Annotated in this window: 19 protein-coding genes and 1 pseudogene; 10 read left to right on the top strand and 10 right to left on the bottom strand. The window is 71.5% G+C overall.

The window, feature by feature from the left end; genetic code table 11:
• Nucleotides 1-150: 150 nt before the first annotated feature.
• The gene (mce, locus tag OG937_16285; GenBank protein ID WUD73138.1) at nt 151-579 is read right to left on the bottom strand and encodes a methylmalonyl-CoA epimerase; all 429 of its coding nucleotides are present in this window, start codon (nt 577-579) and stop codon (nt 151-153) included.
• Nucleotides 580-751: 172 nt separating this feature from the next.
• Here mce and OG937_16280 point away from each other — a divergent pair, with 172 nt between their 5' ends.
• Nucleotides 752-1,927 (top strand): acetyl-CoA C-acetyltransferase, encoded by a 1,176-nt coding sequence (locus tag OG937_16280; GenBank protein WUD78764.1) that lies wholly within the window; start codon nt 752-754, stop codon nt 1,925-1,927.
• Nucleotides 1,928-2,110: 183 nt separating this feature from the next.
• Nucleotides 2,111-3,067 (top strand): methylmalonyl Co-A mutase-associated GTPase MeaB, encoded by a 957-nt coding sequence (gene meaB / locus OG937_16275; protein ID WUD73137.1) that lies wholly within the window; start codon nt 2,111-2,113, stop codon nt 3,065-3,067.
• A 43-nt stretch (nt 3,068-3,110) separates the two neighbouring features.
• Here meaB and OG937_16270 read toward each other — a convergent pair whose 3' ends face one another.
• The 5 genes from OG937_16270 to OG937_16250 form a co-directional block, all read right to left on the bottom strand.
• Complete coding sequence (locus OG937_16270; protein ID WUD73136.1) at nt 3,111-3,587, bottom strand: MarR family transcriptional regulator; 477 nt, start codon at nt 3,585-3,587, stop codon at nt 3,111-3,113.
• Between the two features lie 64 nt (nt 3,588-3,651).
• Nucleotides 3,652-4,428 (bottom strand): AIM24 family protein, encoded by a 777-nt coding sequence (locus OG937_16265; GenBank protein ID WUD73135.1) that lies wholly within the window; start codon nt 4,426-4,428, stop codon nt 3,652-3,654.
• On the bottom strand, nt 4,425-5,075 hold the full coding sequence (locus OG937_16260) for an AIM24 family protein (protein ID WUD73134.1): 651 nt from the start codon (nt 5,073-5,075) through the stop codon (nt 4,425-4,427). Before OG937_16260 ends, OG937_16265 begins: the two co-directional genes overlap by 4 nt.
• Nucleotides 5,075-5,713: an AIM24 family protein gene (locus OG937_16255; GenBank protein ID WUD73133.1), complete on the bottom strand. Its 639-nt coding sequence runs from the start codon at nt 5,711-5,713 to the stop codon at nt 5,075-5,077. The genes OG937_16260 and OG937_16255 overlap by 1 nt, the downstream gene beginning before the upstream one ends.
• 3 nt (nt 5,714-5,716) lie before the next feature.
• The gene (locus tag OG937_16250) at nt 5,717-6,544 is read right to left on the bottom strand and encodes a DUF2127 domain-containing protein (GenBank protein WUD73132.1); all 828 of its coding nucleotides are present in this window, start codon (nt 6,542-6,544) and stop codon (nt 5,717-5,719) included.
• Nucleotides 6,545-6,760: 216 nt separating this feature from the next.
• Here OG937_16250 and OG937_16245 point away from each other — a divergent pair, with 216 nt between their 5' ends.
• Both OG937_16245 and OG937_16240 read left to right on the top strand, forming a co-directional pair.
• Nucleotides 6,761-7,114, top strand: a complete 354-nt coding sequence (locus tag OG937_16245; protein ID WUD73131.1) for a DUF3817 domain-containing protein — start codon at nt 6,761-6,763, stop codon at nt 7,112-7,114.
• On the top strand, nt 7,111-7,404 hold the full coding sequence (locus OG937_16240; GenBank protein WUD73130.1) for an MTH1187 family thiamine-binding protein: 294 nt from the start codon (nt 7,111-7,113) through the stop codon (nt 7,402-7,404). Before OG937_16245 ends, OG937_16240 begins: the two co-directional genes overlap by 4 nt.
• 36 nt (nt 7,405-7,440) lie before the next feature.
• On the opposite strand, the gene OG937_16235 is transcribed toward OG937_16240, so the two are convergent.
• On the bottom strand, nt 7,441-8,415 hold the full coding sequence (locus OG937_16235; protein ID WUD73129.1) for a helix-turn-helix domain-containing protein: 975 nt from the start codon (nt 8,413-8,415) through the stop codon (nt 7,441-7,443).
• 78 nt (nt 8,416-8,493) lie between these two features.
• On the opposite strand from OG937_16235, the gene OG937_16230 reads away from it, so the two are divergent.
• Both OG937_16230 and OG937_16225 read left to right on the top strand, forming a co-directional pair.
• Nucleotides 8,494-9,717 carry an MFS transporter gene (locus OG937_16230; protein ID WUD73128.1) on the top strand — a complete coding sequence of 408 codons (1,224 nt, stop codon included), beginning with the start codon at nt 8,494-8,496 and terminating at the stop codon, nt 9,715-9,717.
• Nucleotides 9,718-9,807: 90 nt separating this feature from the next.
• Nucleotides 9,808-10,032: pseudogene (locus tag OG937_16225) on the top strand (MFS transporter).
• Between the two features lie 104 nt (nt 10,033-10,136).
• On the opposite strand, the gene OG937_16220 reads toward OG937_16225, so the two are convergent.
• Nucleotides 10,137-11,762, bottom strand: a complete 1,626-nt coding sequence (locus OG937_16220; protein ID WUD73127.1) for a M4 family metallopeptidase — start codon at nt 11,760-11,762, stop codon at nt 10,137-10,139.
• A gap of 417 nt (nt 11,763-12,179) precedes the next feature.
• Here OG937_16220 and OG937_16215 point away from each other — a divergent pair, with 417 nt between their 5' ends.
• The 3 genes from OG937_16215 (at nt 12,180) to OG937_16205 (ending at nt 14,935) form a co-directional block, all read left to right on the top strand.
• Nucleotides 12,180-12,686, top strand: a complete 507-nt coding sequence (locus OG937_16215; protein ID WUD73126.1) for a MarR family transcriptional regulator — start codon at nt 12,180-12,182, stop codon at nt 12,684-12,686.
• Nucleotides 12,687-12,745: 59 nt separating this feature from the next.
• The gene (locus OG937_16210) at nt 12,746-13,081 is read left to right on the top strand and encodes a DUF3817 domain-containing protein (protein ID WUD73125.1); all 336 of its coding nucleotides are present in this window, start codon (nt 12,746-12,748) and stop codon (nt 13,079-13,081) included.
• 153 nt (nt 13,082-13,234) lie between these two features.
• Complete coding sequence (locus tag OG937_16205; GenBank protein WUD73124.1) at nt 13,235-14,935, top strand: methylmalonyl-CoA mutase family protein; 1,701 nt, start codon at nt 13,235-13,237, stop codon at nt 14,933-14,935.
• A gap of 98 nt (nt 14,936-15,033) precedes the next feature.
• Here the strand turns inward: OG937_16205 and OG937_16200 are convergent, their stop codons facing one another.
• Both OG937_16200 and OG937_16195 read right to left on the bottom strand, forming a co-directional pair.
• Nucleotides 15,034-16,167 (bottom strand): DUF3103 domain-containing protein, encoded by a 1,134-nt coding sequence (locus OG937_16200; GenBank protein ID WUD73123.1) that lies wholly within the window; start codon nt 16,165-16,167, stop codon nt 15,034-15,036.
• A 202-nt stretch (nt 16,168-16,369) separates the two neighbouring features.
• Nucleotides 16,370-16,987, bottom strand: a complete 618-nt coding sequence (locus tag OG937_16195; GenBank protein WUD73122.1) for a TetR/AcrR family transcriptional regulator — start codon at nt 16,985-16,987, stop codon at nt 16,370-16,372.
• 189 nt (nt 16,988-17,176) lie between these two features.
• Here OG937_16195 and OG937_16190 point away from each other — a divergent pair, with 189 nt between their 5' ends.
• On the top strand, nt 17,177-18,136 hold the full coding sequence (locus OG937_16190) for a tetratricopeptide repeat protein (protein WUD73121.1): 960 nt from the start codon (nt 17,177-17,179) through the stop codon (nt 18,134-18,136).
• Nucleotides 18,137-18,646: the final 510 nt, after the last annotated feature.

The raw sequence follows: 18,646 nt of genomic DNA, 5'->3' as shown, positions 1-18,646 counted from the left end.
CCCACCCGCCAACCGAGTGAGATTCCCCGGGGCCCCGTTTACCGCGGAGCCTTACGGCGAATTGTGTCCGATCCCACGCCGAAGCGCGGGCAGGTACCCCAGCCCACCCCGGGGTCGCCAGGCCACTCTACCGGGGCGAGTCGTCTCCGGTCAGTGGTCCTTGGCCGAGGTGACGAGCTCGGTGAGCACACCATGGCAGTCCTTGGGGTGCAGGAAGGTGATCCGCGACCCCATGGAACCCGTGCGCGGGCTGTCGTAGAGCACCCGCACGCCCTTGTCGCGTACGGCCGCCGCGTCCCCGTCGACGTCCTCGGTCCCGAAGGCGATGTGGTGCACCCCCTCTCCGTTCTTGGCCAGCCACTTGGCGACGGTGGAGTCCTCGCGGGTGGGCTCCAGCAGCTGGAGGTAGGAGGCCCCGCCGTCGGAGGTCTCGTTGATCTTGAGCATGGCCTCGCGCACGCCCTGTTCCTCGTTCACCTCGGTGTGGAACACCTCGAAGCCGTAGGTGGCACGGTAGAACTCGACGGTCTTGTCGAGGTCGAAGCAGGCGATGCCGATGTGGTCGATTCGCGTCAGCATGACTCCAGTGGACCGCCGGCCGGCATGGTCACGCAACGTGCGCGCGATCACACCGTCTGCCGGGTGACCGCCGGCTCCACCCCTCAGTACATTGACAGCACCCTCGAAAACCATCGTTAACCTTCCCTCCGTGCAAAGGGGCCGCGTCATGACCAGCCAGGCACGAACGTCCGTGATCGTCGCGGGTGCGCGCACTCCCATGGGCCGGCTGCTCGGCTCGCTGCGCACCTTCTCCGGTGCCGAACTCGGCGCCGTCGCCATCAAGGCCGCCCTGGACCGGGCCGGCATCGGCGGCGACCAGGTGCAGTACGTGATCATGGGCCAGGTGCTCCAGGCGGGTGCCGGGCAGATCCCGGCCCGTCAGGCCGCGGTCAAGGCCGGCATCCCGATGAGCGTGCCGGCGCTGACGATCAACAAGGTCTGCCTGTCCGGCCTGGACGCCGTCGCCCTCGCCGACCAGTTGATCCGGGCGGGTGAGTTCGACGTCGTCGTGGCCGGCGGCCAGGAGTCGATGACCAACGCCCCGCACCTGCTGCCGAAGTCCCGCGAGGGCTTCAAGTACGGCGCCGTCCAGATGCTGGACGCCATGGCGTACGACGGTCTCACCGACGCCTTCGAGGACATCGCCATGGGCGAGTCCACCGAGAAGCACAACACGCGCCTGGGCATCGGCCGCGCCGAGCAGGACGAGATCGCCGCGCTGTCCCACCAGCGGGCGGCCGCCGCGCAGAAGAACGGCCTGTTCGAGGCCGAGATCACCCCGGTGGAGATCCCGCAGCGCAAGGGCGAGCCGGTGGTCTTCGCCAAGGACGAGGGCATCCGCGCGGAGACCACGGCCGAGTCGCTGGCCAAGCTGCGCCCCGCCTTCAGCAAGGAGGGCACGATCACCGCGGGCACCTCCTCGCAGATCTCCGACGGCGCCGCCGCGGTGGTCGTGATGAGCAAGGCCAAGGCCGAGGAACTGGGCCTGGAGTGGATCGCCGAGATCGGCGCCCACGGCAACGTGGCCGGCCCGGACAACTCGCTGCAGTCGCAGCCGTCCAACGCCATCGCGCACGCCCTGAAGAAGGAGGGGCTGTCCGTCGGCGACCTGGACCTGATCGAGATCAACGAGGCCTTCGCGGCGGTGTCCGTGCAGTCCATGAAGGACCTGGGCGTGACACCTGAAAAGGTGAACGTCAACGGCGGCGCCATCGCCCTCGGTCACCCGATCGGCATGTCCGGCGCCCGTATCGTCCTGCACCTGGCCCTGGAGCTGAAGCGCCGCGGCGGTGGCGTGGGCGCGGCGGCCCTGTGCGGCGGCGGCGGCCAGGGCGACGCCCTGATCATCCGCGTACCGGGCAAGTAGCGGTACGAACGGCGAGTGAGCCGAAGGGGAGCGGCCGATGTCGACAAGATGGGGGCCCCTCCCAGCGGTAGCTGGGGGAGCGCGGAGCCTGCGAGGAACGAGCGGGCGAGCACGGTCGACTGTCGACAACGGCTGAGCGAACCGGAGGCGAACCGAGCCCTGAAAATTACGAGGAGCGTAGCGATGGACGTCCCCACGCTGGTGGAGCAGGCACGGCAGGGTCGCCCGAGGGCGGTCGCCCGGCTGATCTCGCTGGTGGAGGGGGCGTCCCCGCAGCTGCGGGAGGTGATGGCCGCGCTCGCGCCGCTGACCGGTGGCGCGTACGTGGTCGGCCTGACCGGCTCGCCGGGCGTCGGCAAGTCCACGTCGACGTCCGCGCTGGTCTCGGCGTACCGGCGGGCCGGGAAGCGGGTCGGGGTGCTGGCCGTGGACCCCTCCTCGCCGTTCAGCGGGGGAGCCCTGCTCGGCGACCGGGTCCGGATGAGCGACCACGCCTCCGACCCCGGCGTCTACATCCGCTCCATGGCCACCCGCGGCCACCTGGGCGGTCTGGCCTGGGCGGCGCCGCAGGCGATCCGCGTGCTCGACGCGGCCGGCTGCGACGTGATCCTGGTGGAGACGGTCGGCGTCGGCCAGTCCGAGGTGGAGATCGCCGCCCAGGCCGACACCTGCGTGGTGCTGCTCGCGCCGGGCATGGGCGACGGCATCCAGGCGGCGAAGGCCGGCATCCTCGAGATCGGCGACGTGTACGTCGTCAACAAGGCCGACCGGGACGGTGCCGAGGCGACCGCCCGCGAGCTCAACCACATGCTGGGCCTGGGCGAGGCCCGCGGGCCGGGCGACTGGCGCCCCCCGATCGTCAAGACGGTCGCCGCCCGCGGCGAGGGCATCGACGAGGTGGTCGAGTCCCTGGAGAAGCACCGCGCCTGGATGGAGGAGCACGGCGTGCTCGCGGAGCGCCGGCTGCGCCGCGCCGCCCTGGAGGTCGAGCACATCGCCGTCACCAGGCTGCGCGAGCGCATCGGCGACCTCCACGGCGACCGCCGCCTCGGCGCGCTCGCGGAGCGCATCGTCGCGGGCGAGCTGGACCCGTACGCCGCCGCCGACGAACTGGTCGCCGGCCTCACCGAGCAGGCCTGAGGCCCGCGCCCCGGGGCGCGGGCGAACAGGCCGCCGGGGTGGGTCAGGCCTTGCCGCGCACCGCGCGCAGGTGGTCCGCGACGGGGTGGAGGGCCTTGCGCAGTGCTGCCAGGTCCTCGCCCGGGAGCAGGTCGATGAAGTGTTCCCGGACGGCGACGACGTGGTGCGGGGCGACCTTGCGCATGGTCTCCCAGCCGTCCTCGGTGAGGACGGCGAACAGCCCGCGCCGGTCGGACTCGCAGTTCTCGCGGCGGACCAGGCCCGCGGTCTCCATCCGGCTGATCTGGTGGGACAGCCGGCTCTTGGACTGCAGGGTGGCACGGGCCAGGTCGCTCATCCGCATGCGGTGCTCGGGCGACTCCGAGAGGTTCACCAGGATCTCGTAGTCGTTGTACGTCAGACCGAACGGCTGCAGGTCCCGTTCGAGCTGGTGGGTCAGCAACTTGCTGACCTCCAGGTGGATGCGCCAGGTGCGCTGCTCGTCGGCGGTCAGCCAAAGGGTGCCGGTCTCTGTCTCCATGATGGAATTATACCCAGAAAGTTGAAATCCGGATTATTTGGGGTCCCGATACGTGTCGGTAGGTTCACAGACCGAAGCGGCGCTGCAGGTCCCCGAGCTGTCCCGGGAGCCTCGGCACGCCCTGCGGCATGCCCGGGGCGCCCGCTCCGCCGCCCGGGACGCCGGCCTCGTGCGGGACCGCGCCCGTGGCCTGCTCGGCCATGAGCACCTCGCTCGACTGGAGCAGCACCTGCCCCGCGCCGACGAACTCGAACTGGTGCTCCTCGCCCGAGGTGCCGCCGACGCCGGTCAGCGCCCGCAGGCCGCCCAGTACGCCGCGCATGTACCCGTGGTCGTAATGGTGGCAGGGGGAGGGGCAGTCCGCCCATCCCACCAGCGCCTGCGGGTCGACGCGGACCGGGGGCTCGACGAAGTGCACGGCGCCGTTGGAGGCCGCCACGAACTTCCCCGTGCCGATCAGGGTGAGGAAGCCCGGGATGATCGACTGCTTGAGCGACAGGCCCGGCTGGAAGGCCAGCAGGTTGCCCGACCGGATGGTCAGGTTGCCGTCCTCCAGGTCGAAGGAGTTCACGTCGAACGCCCGGTCGGCGAGGATCATCTTTCCCTGGCCCTCGGCGACCACCCAGTCCGAGGCGTGCAGCGGGGAGTGGAAGTTGCTGCGGATCAGGCCGTCGAGGGCGCCGTGGCCGATGCCGTGGAAGCTGATCTGCCCGTAGTAGGCGATCATCTTCCCCTTCTGCAGGAACCACTGGCCCTTCAGGTCGACGCTGAAGGCGTAGGGGTTGACGTTGTCGTCGACCGGCAGGGTGTACGGGTCGTGGACGACGGGTCCGGTGCTCACAGCTTCTCCTCACTCGCCTGCACGTAGACCGTGCCCTGCCCCGACAGCTCCAGCTGGAACGCCTCGCCGGAACCGCGGCCCACCATGTCGCGCCAGCCGAGCGCGGTGGACAGCTTGTTGCGTACGTCGCCGCGGTGGGCGACGTACGCCTGGGGGTCGACGTGCACCGGGCGCTGCGGGGTGATCGGCAGCTCGATGACGCCGCCGTGGGCCATCACCGCGACCGCGCCGTGCCCCTGCAGGGTCGTGGTGAACAGGCCCTGGCCGGTGACCTGACCGCGGATGACGCCCATGACGCCGCCCTGGGACCCCATGAACATCGTGCCCTGCCGCAGCGAGCCGTCGAAGGCCAGCAGCCGGTCCGCCTCGACGTACAGGGTGTCGCCGGTCAGGTCGACGCAGTGCACGTGGTGGCCACCGTGGCCGAACATCACCGAGCCGTGGCCCTCGACGGTCATCAGCGGGGTCGCCTCGTTGGCGAGCCGGCGGCCGATCATCGAGCCGATGCCGCCCTGGCCGCCCTGCACGTTCGGGGTGAAGCTCACGTTCCCCCGGTAGGCCAGCATCGCGCCGCGCTGGCTGAACAGCCGCTGGCCAGGCAGCACCTGGGCCTCGACCATCTTGGAGTTGACGCGGGTGAACGGCATCAGACCTGCCCCCCGATGGTGTTGCGCTCGCTGGGCTGGACGTACACCAGGCCGTCGCCCTCGAAGCGGATCTGGAAGGACTCGCCGCCCGACTCGCCGATCACCGAGCGCCAGCTGATGCCGGCCTGGAAGTGCTGCTGGAGGTTGCCGGTGTGCGCCACGTACGCGCCCGGGTCCACCTGCAGCGGCAGGCCGGGGGCGACGCGCAGCACCACGGCCGGGCCGTCGGAGGTGATCGCCGCCTGGCCGACGCCCTCCACCGTGGTGGTGAACAGGCCGTTGCCCTGCGACGCACCGCGCAGGCCGGTGAAGGTGGTGCCGGTGCGCAGCGTCGCCTCGGTGGCGAGCAGGTTGCTGGCCTCGACGTACAGCTTCTCCCCGTTCAGGCGTACGAGGTTGATCTCGCTCGCGCGGTCGGCGAAGTAGCAGGTGCCCTGCCCGCGCACCTCCATGACCTCCATCGACTCCCCGGTCAGCCGCCGGGTGACCATGCCGCGCAGGCCCTCACCGCCCCCGGACATCTTCTTGAAGCTCATCTGGCCGTCGTACGCGACCATCGAGCCGTTCTTCGCCTTGACGGCGTCGCCGGCCATGTCCACGGCGAGCACCTTGCTGCCCTGCAATCGAAACTGAGCCACGGGTCAGACCGTATCCGTCCGGGAGGAACCCGTCACCAGGGTCCTCGTCACATGGGGTGCAGTGGTTCCGTGCGGCGCTCCCGCCGCCTCCTCGACCTCCAGCAGCGAGGCGCCGCGGCGCTCGGCCTCGAAGGCCGCGTGGCCGCCGCGCAGCCCGAACAGCCGCTTGGAGAGCAGGATGTAGAGGACGGCCAGGACGTTGAGGACCAGCGTGCCGATCTTGAGGTAGCTCACCTTCTCGGTGAGCTCCCAGACCTCCAGCGGCAGGAAGGCCGCGGTCGCCACCACCGTCAGGTACTCCGCCCACCGCTTGGCCGCCCACAGGCCGACGGCCTCGACGATCTCGATCACCGCGTACGCGAGCAGCGCGCCCGCGACGATCAGCAGCGTCGAGTGCCGGTACTCGAAGGTGCGGCGGATGGTGTCCACGACGGGGGAGTGGTCGAGGTCGTAGTGGAAGTGCCGGAAGACCGGGCGGAAGACGGCGAGGTTCTCCTCGAAGAACCGGCGCACCGAGTCCTGCGAGTTGCTGAACCGCCACACCGCCCAGGCCGCGACGACGATGAACACCCCCCGCAGCAGCCGCTCGACCGCCAGGAAGCGCAGGATGAACAGGTCGCGCAGCGCCCGGCCGCGCGGCACCTCGGGCGCCCGGTCGGCCGGACCCGAGCCGTGCGGCGCACCCAGGGCGAAGTCGCCGCAGCGCAGGCAGCGCCACACCTCTCCCAGCGCGGTGTCGGCGCGCAGCCGCTCCCGCAGGTGCGCCTCGTCGGGCGCGTACGTGATGTGCCCGCGCCGGGCGCAGTGCCGGCGGTCCCAGTCCAGCTTCATCCCGCTTCTTCCTCGAGAGGGCGGTTCGTCTTCCGTCGTGGAGGGGGACGCGTCCCGCGCGCCGTTGGTTCACCTGTTCCCCCGGGGGCCCCGGGGGCGGGGCGGCGGGAGGGCCGGGTGATAATGGACCGAACACTTGTGATCGCATTCACAAACGCTCCGATCGCATCGCAGTGCCCACGCCCGCCGCAGTCCCTGTCCCGATAGTGAGGTCCCGTGGACATCAAGACCGCCTCCGCCCTGAACCGGCTCCGCCTGGTCTCCGCCCCAGAGGCGGTCTCCTTCCTGCTCCTGCTGGTCTGCTCGGTGCTCAAGCGCACCACGGACTTCAACGCGGTCCCCGTCATGGGCATGATCCACGGCATCCTCTTCGTGCTCTACGTCCTGTTCTGGCTGGACGCCTGGAACCGCGCCAAGTGGCCGCTCGGCCGCGCCGCGCTGTACTTCGTGCTCTCCGTCCTCCCCACCGGCGGCTTCTTCGCCGAGCGCAGGCTCCGCCGCGAGGCCGAGGCCGGCGTCATCGCCGCCCGCGCGCGCAAGGAGCTCAAGGAAGGCGTGGTCGAGGCGTGATCGTCGCCTTCTCCGTCACCCCGCTCGGCGTCGGCGAGGACGTCGGCGCGTACGTGGCCGACGCGGTCCGTGTGGTCCGCGAGTCGGGGCTGCCCAACCACACCGACGCGATGTTCACCTCCATCGAGGGCGAATGGGACGAGGTCATGGACGTCGTCAAGCGCGCCGTGGCAGCCGTCGAGGCCCGGGCACCGCGCGTCTCGGTGGTCCTCAAGGCCGACATCCGGCCCGGTGTCACCGACGGGCTCACCTCCAAGGTCGAGACCGTCGAACGGCACCTCGCGCAGTAGCCGCACCGCACCCCGCGGCGTCGTGCGTCCCGGCGGTCAGTCGCCGGCCAGCGCGCTGCCCAGCGGGGTGCGCTCGTACAGCACCTGGTGGCCGTAGCGGCGCGAGGTGAGCAGACCCGCGTCCCGCAGGACCGACAGGTGCGCCGACACCGACGACACCGCGAGGCCGTGCCGGTGGGCGAGCGCGGTCGTGGTCGCCGGCTCGCCCAGGCCGCCGAGGATGGCCGCGCGGTTGGCGCCGAGCAGCCGCACCAGGGCCTCGGAGGCGGCCTGCGGGGTCTGCCACAGGCCGCCGATGCCGCGCGCCGGATAGACGACGGTGCCCTGCCAGGGCGGGTCGAAGCCCGCCGCGAGGTCCGGCCACACGAAGACGCTGGGCGCCAGGACCAGGCCGTCGCCGCCCAGGTCCCGGTCGTGCTCCGTCGGCTTGTGCAGCGTGAGGGTGCCGTCCGCCCAGCTCAGCGAGGGATGGAGGTCGGCGAAGAGGCCCGTCAGCCCGCCGTCCGCCAGCCGGCGCGCGCGGAAGGCGATGTCGGCCTCCAGCACGGCACGCAACCGGGGCCAGTACGGGGCCACCAGCGTCTCCCAGGCCCGTTCGTACAGATCCGCCAGTTCCCGCACCGCGCGCGCCGGGTCGGCCAGCATCGCCCGGCCGCGCGGGCTGTCGGCGGTGCCCGGGGTGTCCGCCAGCGAACGGGCCATGTCCTGCCGGGCGACCTCCGGATCGGTGGCCCGCACCCGGGCGAGCTCGTCCTCGATGGCCGCCGACGGGCCCAGCGGGGGCGGGCAGAGGAAGTCCGGGTTGTGGCCGGGGCGGGGCATCAGCAGCCACAGCGGGGTGAGGTCGAGTGCCCGGGCCGCCTCACGGGTCTGCCGCAGCCACGGCACGTGGTAGGTCTGCAGCCCGGGCTCCTTCAGGGTGCGGACGGCCCCCTCGGTCTCCCACAGCGGGGAGATCGCGAACCGGCAGCGCAGCAGGTCGTCCGGTCCGAAGCGCATGCGGAACGGCACGGCAGACCCCTGCTCCTCGACTTTCGGCTGGAGCCGAAACACTACGGCGTGCCCCGTCCCGGCCGCCAGGCTGCGCCCATGACGCTGAACACCGACACCACCGCGGCGGGCCCGGCCGCCGGGCGCGGCTACCGCGCGGTCTTCGCCGTACGGGAGTTCCGGGCTGTCTTCGCGGCACACGTACTGTCGCTCCAGGGCACCGTGGTCGCCGAGATCGCGCTGTCCGTGCTGGTGTTCCGGCTCACCGGGTCGCCGCTGCTGACCGCGCTCACCTTCGCGCTCGGCTTCGTGCCCTACGCGCTCAGCGGCACCCTGCTCGCCGGGATCTCCGACCGCTTCCCGCCGCGCCGGGTGCTCGTCGTGTGCGACCTGCTGTGCGCGGCGTGCGCGGCCGGGATGGTGCTGCCCGGGACGCCGATCGCGGTCCTGCTCGGCCTGCGGTGCGTGATGGCGATGATCGCCCCGGTGTTCACCGGCACCCGGGCCGCGAGCCTGGCCGACATCCTGCCCGGTGACACCTTCGTGCTGGGCCGGTCCCTGATCCGCATGGTCGCCCAGGGCGCGCAGATCGTGGGCTTCGGCGTCGGCGGGTTCCTGCTGGTCCTCCTGCCGCCCCGGGCCGCGCTGGCGATCACCGTGGCGGCCTTCCTGGGCTCCGCCCTGCTGCTGCGCCTCGGCACCGCGCGGCGCCCCGCGCGCGGCGGCGGCGCGGCGCGCTCCGCCGGCGGCAGCGGCCGTCTGCTGCGGGACCCCCGGGTGCGGTCCCTGCTGCTGCTCTGCTGGATCCAGCCGTTCTTCGTGGTGTTCCCGGAGGCGCTCGCGGCCCCGTACACCGACTCCATCGGCGCCGGCACCCCGGGCCTCGGCCTCTTCATGGCCGCGATGCCCGTCGGCACCGTCCTCGGCGAACTCCTCGCGGGCGCCTTCCTGCCCCCGGCCGCCCGCGCCCGCCTCACCGTCCCCCTCGCCGCGTGCTCCCTCCTCCCGTACGCACTCTTCGCCCTGCGCCCCTCGCTGCCCCTGGCCGTCGCCGCGATGTTCACCACGGGCCTGACGGCCGCCTACACCCTCGGCCTCGATCAATGGTTCGTGGCGGCGGTGCCGGAGGGGTTGCGGGGGCGGGCGATGACGTTGCAGTCGGCGGGGTTGATGACGATCCAGGGTCTGGGGATGGCGGTGGCGGGTGCGGCGGCGGAGTTCGTCCGGCCGCACGCGGTGACGGCGGTGGCGGGGGGTGTGGGGACGGTGTGCGTCCTGCTGGTGCTGGCGCGCGTGCGGGGGACTGCCGTCGGCGGCGCGTGAGGGGGCCGGGCGGAGCCCGGCGCAGGCGTCCGAAGCCCGTGAGGCCCCTTGGGGCCGAGCGGTGCGAGGGCGGCCGGGGGAGGTTCAGCTCAATGGTTCGTGGCGGCGGTGCCGGAGGGGTTGCGGGGGCGGGCGATGACGTTGCAGTCGGCGGGGTTGATGACGATCCAGGGTCTGGGGATGGCGGTGGCGGGTGCGGCGGCGGAGTTCGTCCGGCCGCACGCGGTGACGGCGGTGGCGGGGGGTGTGGGGACGGTGTGCGTCCTGCTGGTGCTGGCGCGGGTGCGGGGGACTGCTCCGGCCGGCGGGGTGTGAGGGCGGCCGGGGCGGATACGCGTGCTCGTGGTGCCGCGGACCGTATGGGGCGGTCCGCGGCACCACGAGTGATGGGGGTGCCGGTCGGGTCAACCGGTCCCGGGTCAGCTGACGTTGACCCCGGTCCACGCGGCGGCGACCGCGTTGTACTCGGCGGAGCCGCTGCCGTACAGGTCCTTGGCCGCGTTCAGGGTCGCGGTGCGGGCCTTGGTGTAGTTGGTGGACGAGGTGAAGTACACCGTCAGCGCGCGGTACCAGATGGCGGCGGCCTTGGCGCGGCCGATGCCGGTGACGGTGGAGCCGTTCTTCGTCGGGCTGTTGTAGCTGACGCCGTTGATGGTCTTGGCGCCGCTGCCCTCGGAGAGCAGGTAGAAGAAGTGGTTGGCCACGCCCGACGAGTAGTGGACGTCGAGGTTCTTCACCGAGGACGACCAGTAGTCGGCGGAGGCACCGTCCTTGGACGGCTTGTCCATGTACCGCAGCGGGCTGCCGTCGCCGTTGATGTCGATCTTCTCGCCGATGAGGTAGTCGGGGGTGTCGGAGGCGAGGTTGGCGTAGAACTCCACCATGGTGCCGAAGATGTCGGAGGTGGCCTCGTTGAGGCCGCCGGACTCGCCGGAGTACGTCAGACCGGCCGTGGCGCTGGTGACGCCGTGGGATATCTCGTGGCCCGCGACGTCGAGGGCGGTCAGCGGGTGGGTGTTGCCCGAGCCGTCGCCGTAGGTCATGCAGAAGCAGCTGTCGTCCCAGAAGGCGTTGACGTAGTTGCTGCCGTAGTGGGCGCGCGACAGGGAGCCCTTGCCGTCGTTGCGGATGCCGGAGCGGCTGAAGGTGTTCTTGTAGAAGTCCCACGTCGCCGCCGCGCCGAACTGCGCGTCCACGGCGGCCGACTGGCGGTTGGAGGCGGAGCCGTTGCCCCAGACGTCGTCGGTGTCGGAGAAGGTGGTCCCCGTGCCGCTGGTGCGGTTGTTCAGGTCCGTGGTGTAGATGCCGCCGCGGCTCGCGTCCTTGAGCGTGTAGGTGCTGCCGGACTTCGTGGTGGTCAGCGGGACCGAGCCCACGTGGACGCCGGTGCCGCTGCCGGTCTGGATGCCCTCGTAGGCCTGGATCACGGCGCCGGTGGCGGCGTCGGTGATGACGTTCAGCGCGCTGGGGGTGCCGTCGGCCTGGGTGCCGTGGACCATGGTCCGGTACGCCAGGCGGGGCGTGCCGCTGACGGCCCAGACGACCTTCTCGGGGGCCGCGGCCTGCCCGACCGCCTTCAGCGGCTCCTCGCCCTTGACGAGCGGGGTCTTCAGCAGGCCCTTGACCGTCGCCGCGGCCTTCTCCTCGGCGGCCGCGGCCGTGACGGAGGGCGTGAGCGTGGCGGGCGCGATTCTCGCGGTGACCGCGCGCGAGACGGACCGGGTGGCGCCGCTCTTGTCCTGGTGCACCACCAGGTCGCCGCCGAGCACCTCCAGGCCGGCGTAGGTGCGGTCGTAGCGCAGGTGACGGGTGCCGTCCGGGTCGACGACGACGTCCCTGACGGTCAGTCCCTCGCGGTCGCCGAGCCCGAGGCTCCCGGCGAGGCCCGCGGCCTTGCCGCGGGCGTCGGACAGGGCCTGCGCGTGGGAGGCGGCGAGGGCCGGAGCGGTGGGGGCGCTCTGGGCGTTCGCGGCGAAGGACTGGAGACCGCCGGCCAGGAGCGCCGAGGCGGCGGCAAGGGTGCCGAATGCCAGCTTCTTGCGCAATGTGACTCCTTGGGTCCCGTCGCGTGGGGGCGACGGGCGAGGACTCCGGGCAGGTGGGCGCCCGGAGCGGTGTGGGGGGCGCGCGGTGTTCCGCGCGGCAAGGAGCCTCGCATCGAACGACGGGTTAATGACAGGTGCATTTCATGCATTGGCCGGTTCGCGCGACGGCGGCGCCGGCCCATGCGGCCATCTCCCGGCCCAAAGGGTGACAACTCCGTCCCACGGGTAGGGGAAACCCTCCCCAGGGAGGGCGGTTTTCCGGTCACGATCCGTGGCCCGGGTGGCTGAAACACCGCGGTAATACGTGTGACGGGAGCCCGGCGTATGATCACGCGCACCATGGCGCCGGTGAGGCGCGGCGTCCCGCCCCGCGAGACGCGGCTGCCCAGCATGTGACCGACGGGTAGGCTCGGGCCTGTGCCCAAGCCGCTGAGCCTGCCCTTCGACCCCATCGCCCGTGCGGACGACATCTGGACCCGGCGCTGGGGGCGCGTGCCCTCGATGGTCGCGATCACGTCGATCATGCGCGCCCAGCAGATCCTGCTCTCCCAGGTCGACTCCGTCGTCAAGCCCTACGGGCTGACCTTCGCGCGCTACGAGGCCCTGGTGCTGCTGGCTTTCAGCAAGGAGGGCGAGCTGCCGATGTCCAAGATCGGCGAACGCCTCATGGTGCACCCCACCTCGGTCACCAACACCGTCGACCGACTGGTCGCCGCCGGCCTCGTCGCCAAGCGGCCCAACCCCAACGACGGGCGCGGCACGCTCGCCTCCATCACCGTCAAGGGCCGCGAGGTGTGCGAGGCCGCCACCGAGGACCTCATGGGGATGAAGTTCGGGCTCGGCGCGTACGACGACGAGCAGTGCGCGGAGATCTTCGACCTGCTGCGGCCGCTGCGCATAGCCGCGGGGGACTTCGAGGAGTGACGCGCGCCACGGCCGGGGCCGGGGGAAGCGCCGGAATCGCACCGGTTACGCTCGTCCGCATGAAGCAGAGTGTTCTGACCCGGTACCGCGTGCTCGCCTACGTGACGGGCGTGCTGCTGGTACTGCTGACCATCGGCGTGATCGCCAAGTACGTGCTGGAGGTCGACGGCGCCGCGGGCTTCACCAAGGTCGTCAGCATCGCCCACGGCTGGCTGTACGTCCTGTACCTGGTCTTCGCCTTCGACCTGGGCTCCAAGGCGAAGTGGCCGCTCGGCAAGCTGGCGTGGGTGCTGCTGGCCGGGACGATCCCCACCGCCGCGTTCTTCGTCGAGCGCAAGGTGAGCCGCGAGGTCACCCCGCTGGTGGTCCCCGCGGGTGAACCCGTCAAGGTCTGATGCCCGCCTGACCTGCGGTTTCCTCCCCTCCCTCGGTGGGACGGGAGGATTGGCCGTCGACAAATACTAGGACGTCCTAGTATTTTCGCCTTGTAGGGGCCATCCTCGTGGTACGGGGACGTGCCCGGAAGGCGAGAGAGGCGGAGACACGGCATGGACGCTGCAGCCATCGAGGAGGGGCGCAGCCGCTGGCAGGCGCGCTACGACACCGCGCGCAAGCGCGAGGCCGACTTCAGCACGCTCTCCGGCGACCCGGTCGAGCCCGTGTACGGTCCGCCCGCGGGTGCCGAGGTGCCCGGCTTCGAGCGGATCGGCTGGCCCGGCGAGTACCCCTTCACGCGCGGTCTGCACGCGACCGGTTACCGGGGCCGTACGTGGACGATCCGCCAGTTCGCGGGCTTCGGCAACGCCGAGCAGACCAACGAGCGCTACAAGATGATCCTCGAGGCGGGCGGCGGCGGCCTGTCCGTCGCCTTCGACATGCCCACCCTCATGGGACGCGACTCCGACGACCCCCGCTCGCTGGGTGAGGTCGGCCACTGCGGTGTCGCCATCGACTCCGCCGCCGACATGGAGATCCTCTTCAAGGACATCCCGCTCGGCGACGTCACCACCTCCATGACGATCTCCGGCCCCGCGGTGCCGGTCTTCTGCATGTACCTGGTGGCCGCCGAGCGCCAGGGCGTCGACCCCGGCGTGCTCAACGGCACCCTGCAGACCGACATCTTCAAGGAGTACATCGCGCAGAAGGAGTGGCTCTTCGCCCCCGAGCCGCACCTGCGCCTGATCGGCGACCTGATGGAGCACTGCGCGGCGGGCATCCCCGCGTACAAGCCGCTGTCGGTCTCCGGCTACCACATCCGTGAGGCCGGATCCACGGCCGCGCAGGAGCTCGCGTACACCCTCGCCGACGGCTTCGGCTACGTGGAGCTGGGCCTGTCGCGCGGGCTGGACGTCGACACCTTCGCGCCGGGCCTGTCCTTCTTCTTCGACGCCCACCTGGACTTCTTCGAGGAGATCGCCAAGTTCCGTGCCGCGCGCCGGATCTGGGCCCGCTGGATGCGCGACGTGTACGGCGCGAAGACCGACAAGGCGCAGTGGCTGCGCTTCCACACCCAGACGGCCGGCGTCTCGCTGACCGCCCAGCAGCCGTACAACAACGTCGTCCGCACCGCCGTCGAGGCCCTGGCCGCGGTCCTCGGCGGCACCAACTCGCTGCACACCAACGCCCTGGACGAGACGCTGGCGCTGCCCAGCGCCCAGGCGGCGGAGATCGCGCTGCGCACGCAGCAGGTGCTGATGGAGGAGACCGGCGTCGCCAACGTGGCCGACCCGCTGGGCGGTTCCTGGTACGTCGAGGCGCTGACCGACCGCATCGAGGCGGACGCGGAGAAGATCTTCGACAAGATCAAGGAGCTCGGCGCCCGCGCCGTGCCGGACGGCAGGCACGCGGTGGGTCCGATCACCTCGGGCATCCTGCGCGGCATCGAGGACGGCTACTTCACCGGCCGGATCGCCGAGGCCGCCTTCGAGTACCAGCGCGCCCTGGAGAAGGGCGACAAGAAGGTCGTCGGCGTCAACTGCCACACCGGCTCCGTGACGGGCGACCTGGAGATCCTGCGGGTCAGCCACGAGGTCGAACGGGAGCAGGTCCGCGTGCTCGCCGGCCGCAAGGGCGAGCGCGACGACGCGGCCGTCCGCAAGGCGCTGGACGCGATGCTGAACGCCGCCCGGGACGGCAGCAACATGATCGGGCCGATGCTGGACGCGGTGCGGGCCGAGGCCACCCTGGGCGAGATCTGCGGGGCCCTGCGCGACGAGTGGGGCAGCTACACGGAGCCCGCGCGCTTCTGAGGAACGACGCGGGGTCCGGTGGGAACAGTTGCGTGTTCCCGCCGGGCCCCGCTGCCGTGCCCGCCGCCCCCGGAGCCCGGAGACGGCGGGCACGCTGCTCAGAACTGCTCGACGAAGTACGGCTGGAGGGTCATCCAGCCGTTTCCGCGGGCGCCGTAGCGGGTGCCGTTGTCGCTCTGCGCCAGCGTGTACCAGGAGTCGACGTAGTCCGGGTCGTCCGTCCACCAGTCGTCCGGGATGGCGTCCAGGACCGCGTTCACCAGCGGGATGTAGGTGCCCTGGTCGGCGATGGTCAGCAGGATTCCCGCGATGGCCTTGGCCAGGTCGCGGTAGTTGGTGCTGCCGTCGTCCTCCATCATCACGGCGTCGGCGAGGTTGTACTTGTACAGCGACCAGTTGACCAGGATCTGGTTCGGGCTGTACGTCGTCCCGTCGTTGTCCAGGTACGGCATGTCGACGGGGTCGACCCGCACGAGGCCGTCCTGGCCGAATCCCGTGACGAGGGTGTAGATCTCGGCGTCGCCCTTGACCCACGGCTCCTCGTCGTCGGAGAGCCGGACCTGGGTGATGCGCGTGGTCCAGAAGCCGGCCGCGGCCGCCGAGGCGGAGGACGGCGCCGCGGGGCGCCGGGCGGACGAGGTCAGGCCCTGGCGGCCCAGCTCCGACTGGAGGACGTCCAGGCCCGCGGCCAGTGCCTTGGAACCGTCGATGTCGACGACGTACACCGGGTGGGTGGGAGCGCTACGGGCGTCGAGGCGGTGGGCCCGGCCCCGGCTGTCGTAGGCGGTGACGGTGCGGACGTCCTCGTCGGAACTGGCCGCGGCCACCCACGGGGTGACGCCGGAGGCCAGCGCTTCGCGCATCGAGTCGTCCCCGAGGCGCAGCCGCAGCAGGGAACCGACGTCCGCGCCGAGGCCCTTGGCGGCGGCGATCCGCCGGTCGGCGTCGGCGAGCGTGGGCCGCAGCTGCGGGCCGGCGAGCTCGGTGACGGCCACCTCGTCCGAGGCCAGCGCCGCGTGGCGGACGCGGGCGCGCCATGAGGCGTCGGAGAGGGAGCCGGCGATGGCGCGCGCCGCCTGTTCCTCCGCCACGGTGACGGCGGACGACGGGGCGTGGGCACGCGGGGTGGCGGTCGCGGGGAGCGCGGTGGCGCTCTGTGCGGCCGTCAGGGCGATCAGCGAGGCGGCGACGGTGGCGACGACGCCGCGCCGACCGGGGTGAGGGTGTCTCACGTGGATCGATCCTCCTGGGGGCGAGCGATCAATGGGCGCGCTGACAGGGTGGAACGAGGGAACGCCGAGCAACGGCCATGCCTGGCCGCCGGGTTGTCTATGCGAGTAGATGACCCGCCGGTAATCATGACGATGACATGCCATGCGGGCAAGAGGTGTCGCGGCTCCATCGAGGAAAGGGAAGCCGAACTCCCGGCGACGGCTAGGCCGTTGACGTCGCCGCGAGCCCGCCCAGCAGGACGGTGGTGAAGCGGGCCGCCCAGTCGGCGTCCACCGGTTCGCAGCTGACGAGCGCGCGGTGCACCACGGCACCCGCGATGACGTCGAAGATCAGGTCGATCTGCGGCGCGGGGTCGCCGTCGTCCGGCGGGATCTCCCCGCGCTCCTGGGCGCGCCGGCGGCCCTCGATGACCAGGCGCTTCTGCCGGTCGACGATCGCCTCCCGGATCCGCTGCCGCAGTGCCTCGTCGTGGGTGGCCTCGGCGACCACCGCCATGAGCGCGGTCTTGGTGGCGGGCTGCTCCAGCAGGGCCGCGAACTGCAGGACCACGCCCTCCACGTCGGCGCGCAGGCTGCCGCGGTCGGGCAGTTCGAGCTCGTCGAAGAGCGCGGCGACCGCGTCCACGGCGAGTTCGTTCTTGTTCGCCCAGCGCCGGTAGAGGGTGGTCTTGGCGACCCTCGCGCGCGCCGCGACGTCCCCCATGGTGAGCTTGCCCCAGCCGAGCTCGACCAGGGCCTGCCGCGCGGCGTCCAGGATCGCCCGGTCGGCCTCCGCACTGCGGGGGCGTCCGGTCCTTCTGCCTGTTTCACGCGCGCACATGGCTGGGAACCCTATCCCCGTTGCGTATGGTGCGGCCGTACAGTTACGCTACGGGTCGTATCGAAAGGGTGACGGCCGCCGCGCGGGTGGGGACCTCGCGCCGGACAGCGCGTCATCGTCGCGCGCCGCAGGTGGCGCTTTCGGGGGGCGATTCCCCGGGAACCGCGACGAGGGGGGAGGATTGGTCTCATGCAGCCACGGAACATGTCCATGAGCGGCGTGGTCGACCTCGCCGCGGTGAAGGCGGCCGGCGAGGCCAAGGCGAAGGCCGAGCAGGCCCGCGCGGAAGCCGCCCGCAACGGGGGAGAGCCCGCCGCCCCCGCCCTGGTGACCGAGGTCACCGAGGCCACCTTCGAGAGCGATGTCCTGCAGCGTTCCACCGAGGTCCCGGTCGTCGTCCACTTCTGGACCGACCGCGCGGACGCGAGTGTGCAGTTGCAGGACACGCTGGAGTACCTCGCCGCGTCCTACGCGGGCCGGATCGTCGTCGCGAAGATCGACGTTTACGCGAACCAGCTGCTGGTGCAGCAGTTCGGCGTGCAGGGCATCCCCGCGGTGTTCGCGGTGCTGGCCGGCCAGGCCATGCCGCTCTTCCAGGGCGCCGCACCCGAGGACCAGATCCGCGAGGTGCTGGACCAGCTGGTCGCCGTGGCGGAGCAGCGCTTCGGCATCACGGGCGTACCGGTCGAGGGCGACGCCGAGGTGCCGGTCGCCGAGGAGCGGCCGCCCACCCCGCAGGAGCTCGTGTTGTCGGCCGCGCACGACGCACTGGACCAGGGCGACCTCGGTGGCGCGATCCAGGCGTACCGCAACGTGCTCTCGGACGACCCGTCGAACACCGAGGCGAAGCTGGGCCTGGCGCAGGCCGAGCTGCTGCAGCGGGTGCAGGGCGTCGACGCGCAGGCCGCCCGCAAGGCCGCGGCGGACGCCCCGGCGGACGTGGCGGCGCAGATCGCCGTGGCCGATCTGGACCTGGTCGGCGGCCATGTCGAGGACGCCTTCGGCCGGCTGGTGGACACCGTGCGGCGCACCGCGGGCGAGGACCGCGACACCGTGCGGCTGCGGCTGCTGGAGCTGTTCGAGGTGATCGGGTCCGACGATCCCCGGGTGACGGCCGCGCGTGCGGCGCTGGCGCGGGTGCTGTTCTGACCTGATCACATAAGGTGGCCCTGCCTCGAAAGCCATTTCGAGCCTCGATCAAGACCGGCCGCGCTTTACCAAATCTTGATGAAGCGCGGCCGCTGTTACTTCCGGTAAGAGAGTGACAGGGCTCTGTCCGGATCTATCACCTGATGGGTGATTTTCACACCCCCATCGCAACTACGCAGCGTAGCGGTTATGGTCTAGACCATATCTCCTGGGTTATCGCACCGTTACCCGCTAGTAACGACGCCCCTTGTGCAGCGGCGCCGAATGGACCACGATCGGCCAAGCCCGGTCCGTCGCCGAGCAGTCGGCATCCAGCCGTCCGATCGCCGAACGGGTCCCCACCGGGCCGGGACGCCGATGCTGTGCCAGCAGTGGACGCGGACCGCGGGCAGGGGGGTCTCTGCCGTCCGGCAGGGCCTGTCCAGCAGGTTGCGCGAGAGCGTGGCCGTGTGGTTGTCGCTCGGGGGTGATCGCCGATTTTTCGGACAGCGTCGTCCGCTCTTTCCCGCG

Source organism: Streptomyces sp. NBC_00510, assembly GCA_036013505.1.
Classification (GTDB): Bacteria; Actinomycetota; Actinomycetes; order Streptomycetales; family Streptomycetaceae; genus Actinacidiphila.
This window is presented reverse-complemented; position numbering and strand designations above follow the sequence as displayed.

Coding starts and splice junctions, on each gene's coding strand:
- OG937_16210 (WUD73125.1), top strand. CDS start 12,746: ATGAAGCAGAGTGTTCTGACCCGGTACCGCGTGCTCGCCTACGTGACG.
- OG937_16270 (WUD73136.1), bottom strand. CDS start 3,587: ATGGAGACAGAGACCGGCACCCTTTGGCTGACCGCCGACGAGCAGCGC.
- OG937_16230 (WUD73128.1), top strand. CDS start 8,494: ATGACGCTGAACACCGACACCACCGCGGCGGGCCCGGCCGCCGGGCGC.
- OG937_16205 (WUD73124.1), top strand. CDS start 13,235: ATGGACGCTGCAGCCATCGAGGAGGGGCGCAGCCGCTGGCAGGCGCGC.
- OG937_16190 (WUD73121.1), top strand. CDS start 17,177: ATGCAGCCACGGAACATGTCCATGAGCGGCGTGGTCGACCTCGCCGCG.
- OG937_16195 (WUD73122.1), bottom strand. CDS start 16,987: ATGTGCGCGCGTGAAACAGGCAGAAGGACCGGACGCCCCCGCAGTGCG.
- OG937_16250 (WUD73132.1), bottom strand. CDS start 6,544: ATGAAGCTGGACTGGGACCGCCGGCACTGCGCCCGGCGCGGGCACATC.
- OG937_16260 (WUD73134.1), bottom strand. CDS start 5,075: ATGCCGTTCACCCGCGTCAACTCCAAGATGGTCGAGGCCCAGGTGCTG.
- meaB (WUD73137.1), top strand. CDS start 2,111: ATGGACGTCCCCACGCTGGTGGAGCAGGCACGGCAGGGTCGCCCGAGG.
- mce (WUD73138.1), bottom strand. CDS start 579: ATGCTGACGCGAATCGACCACATCGGCATCGCCTGCTTCGACCTCGAC.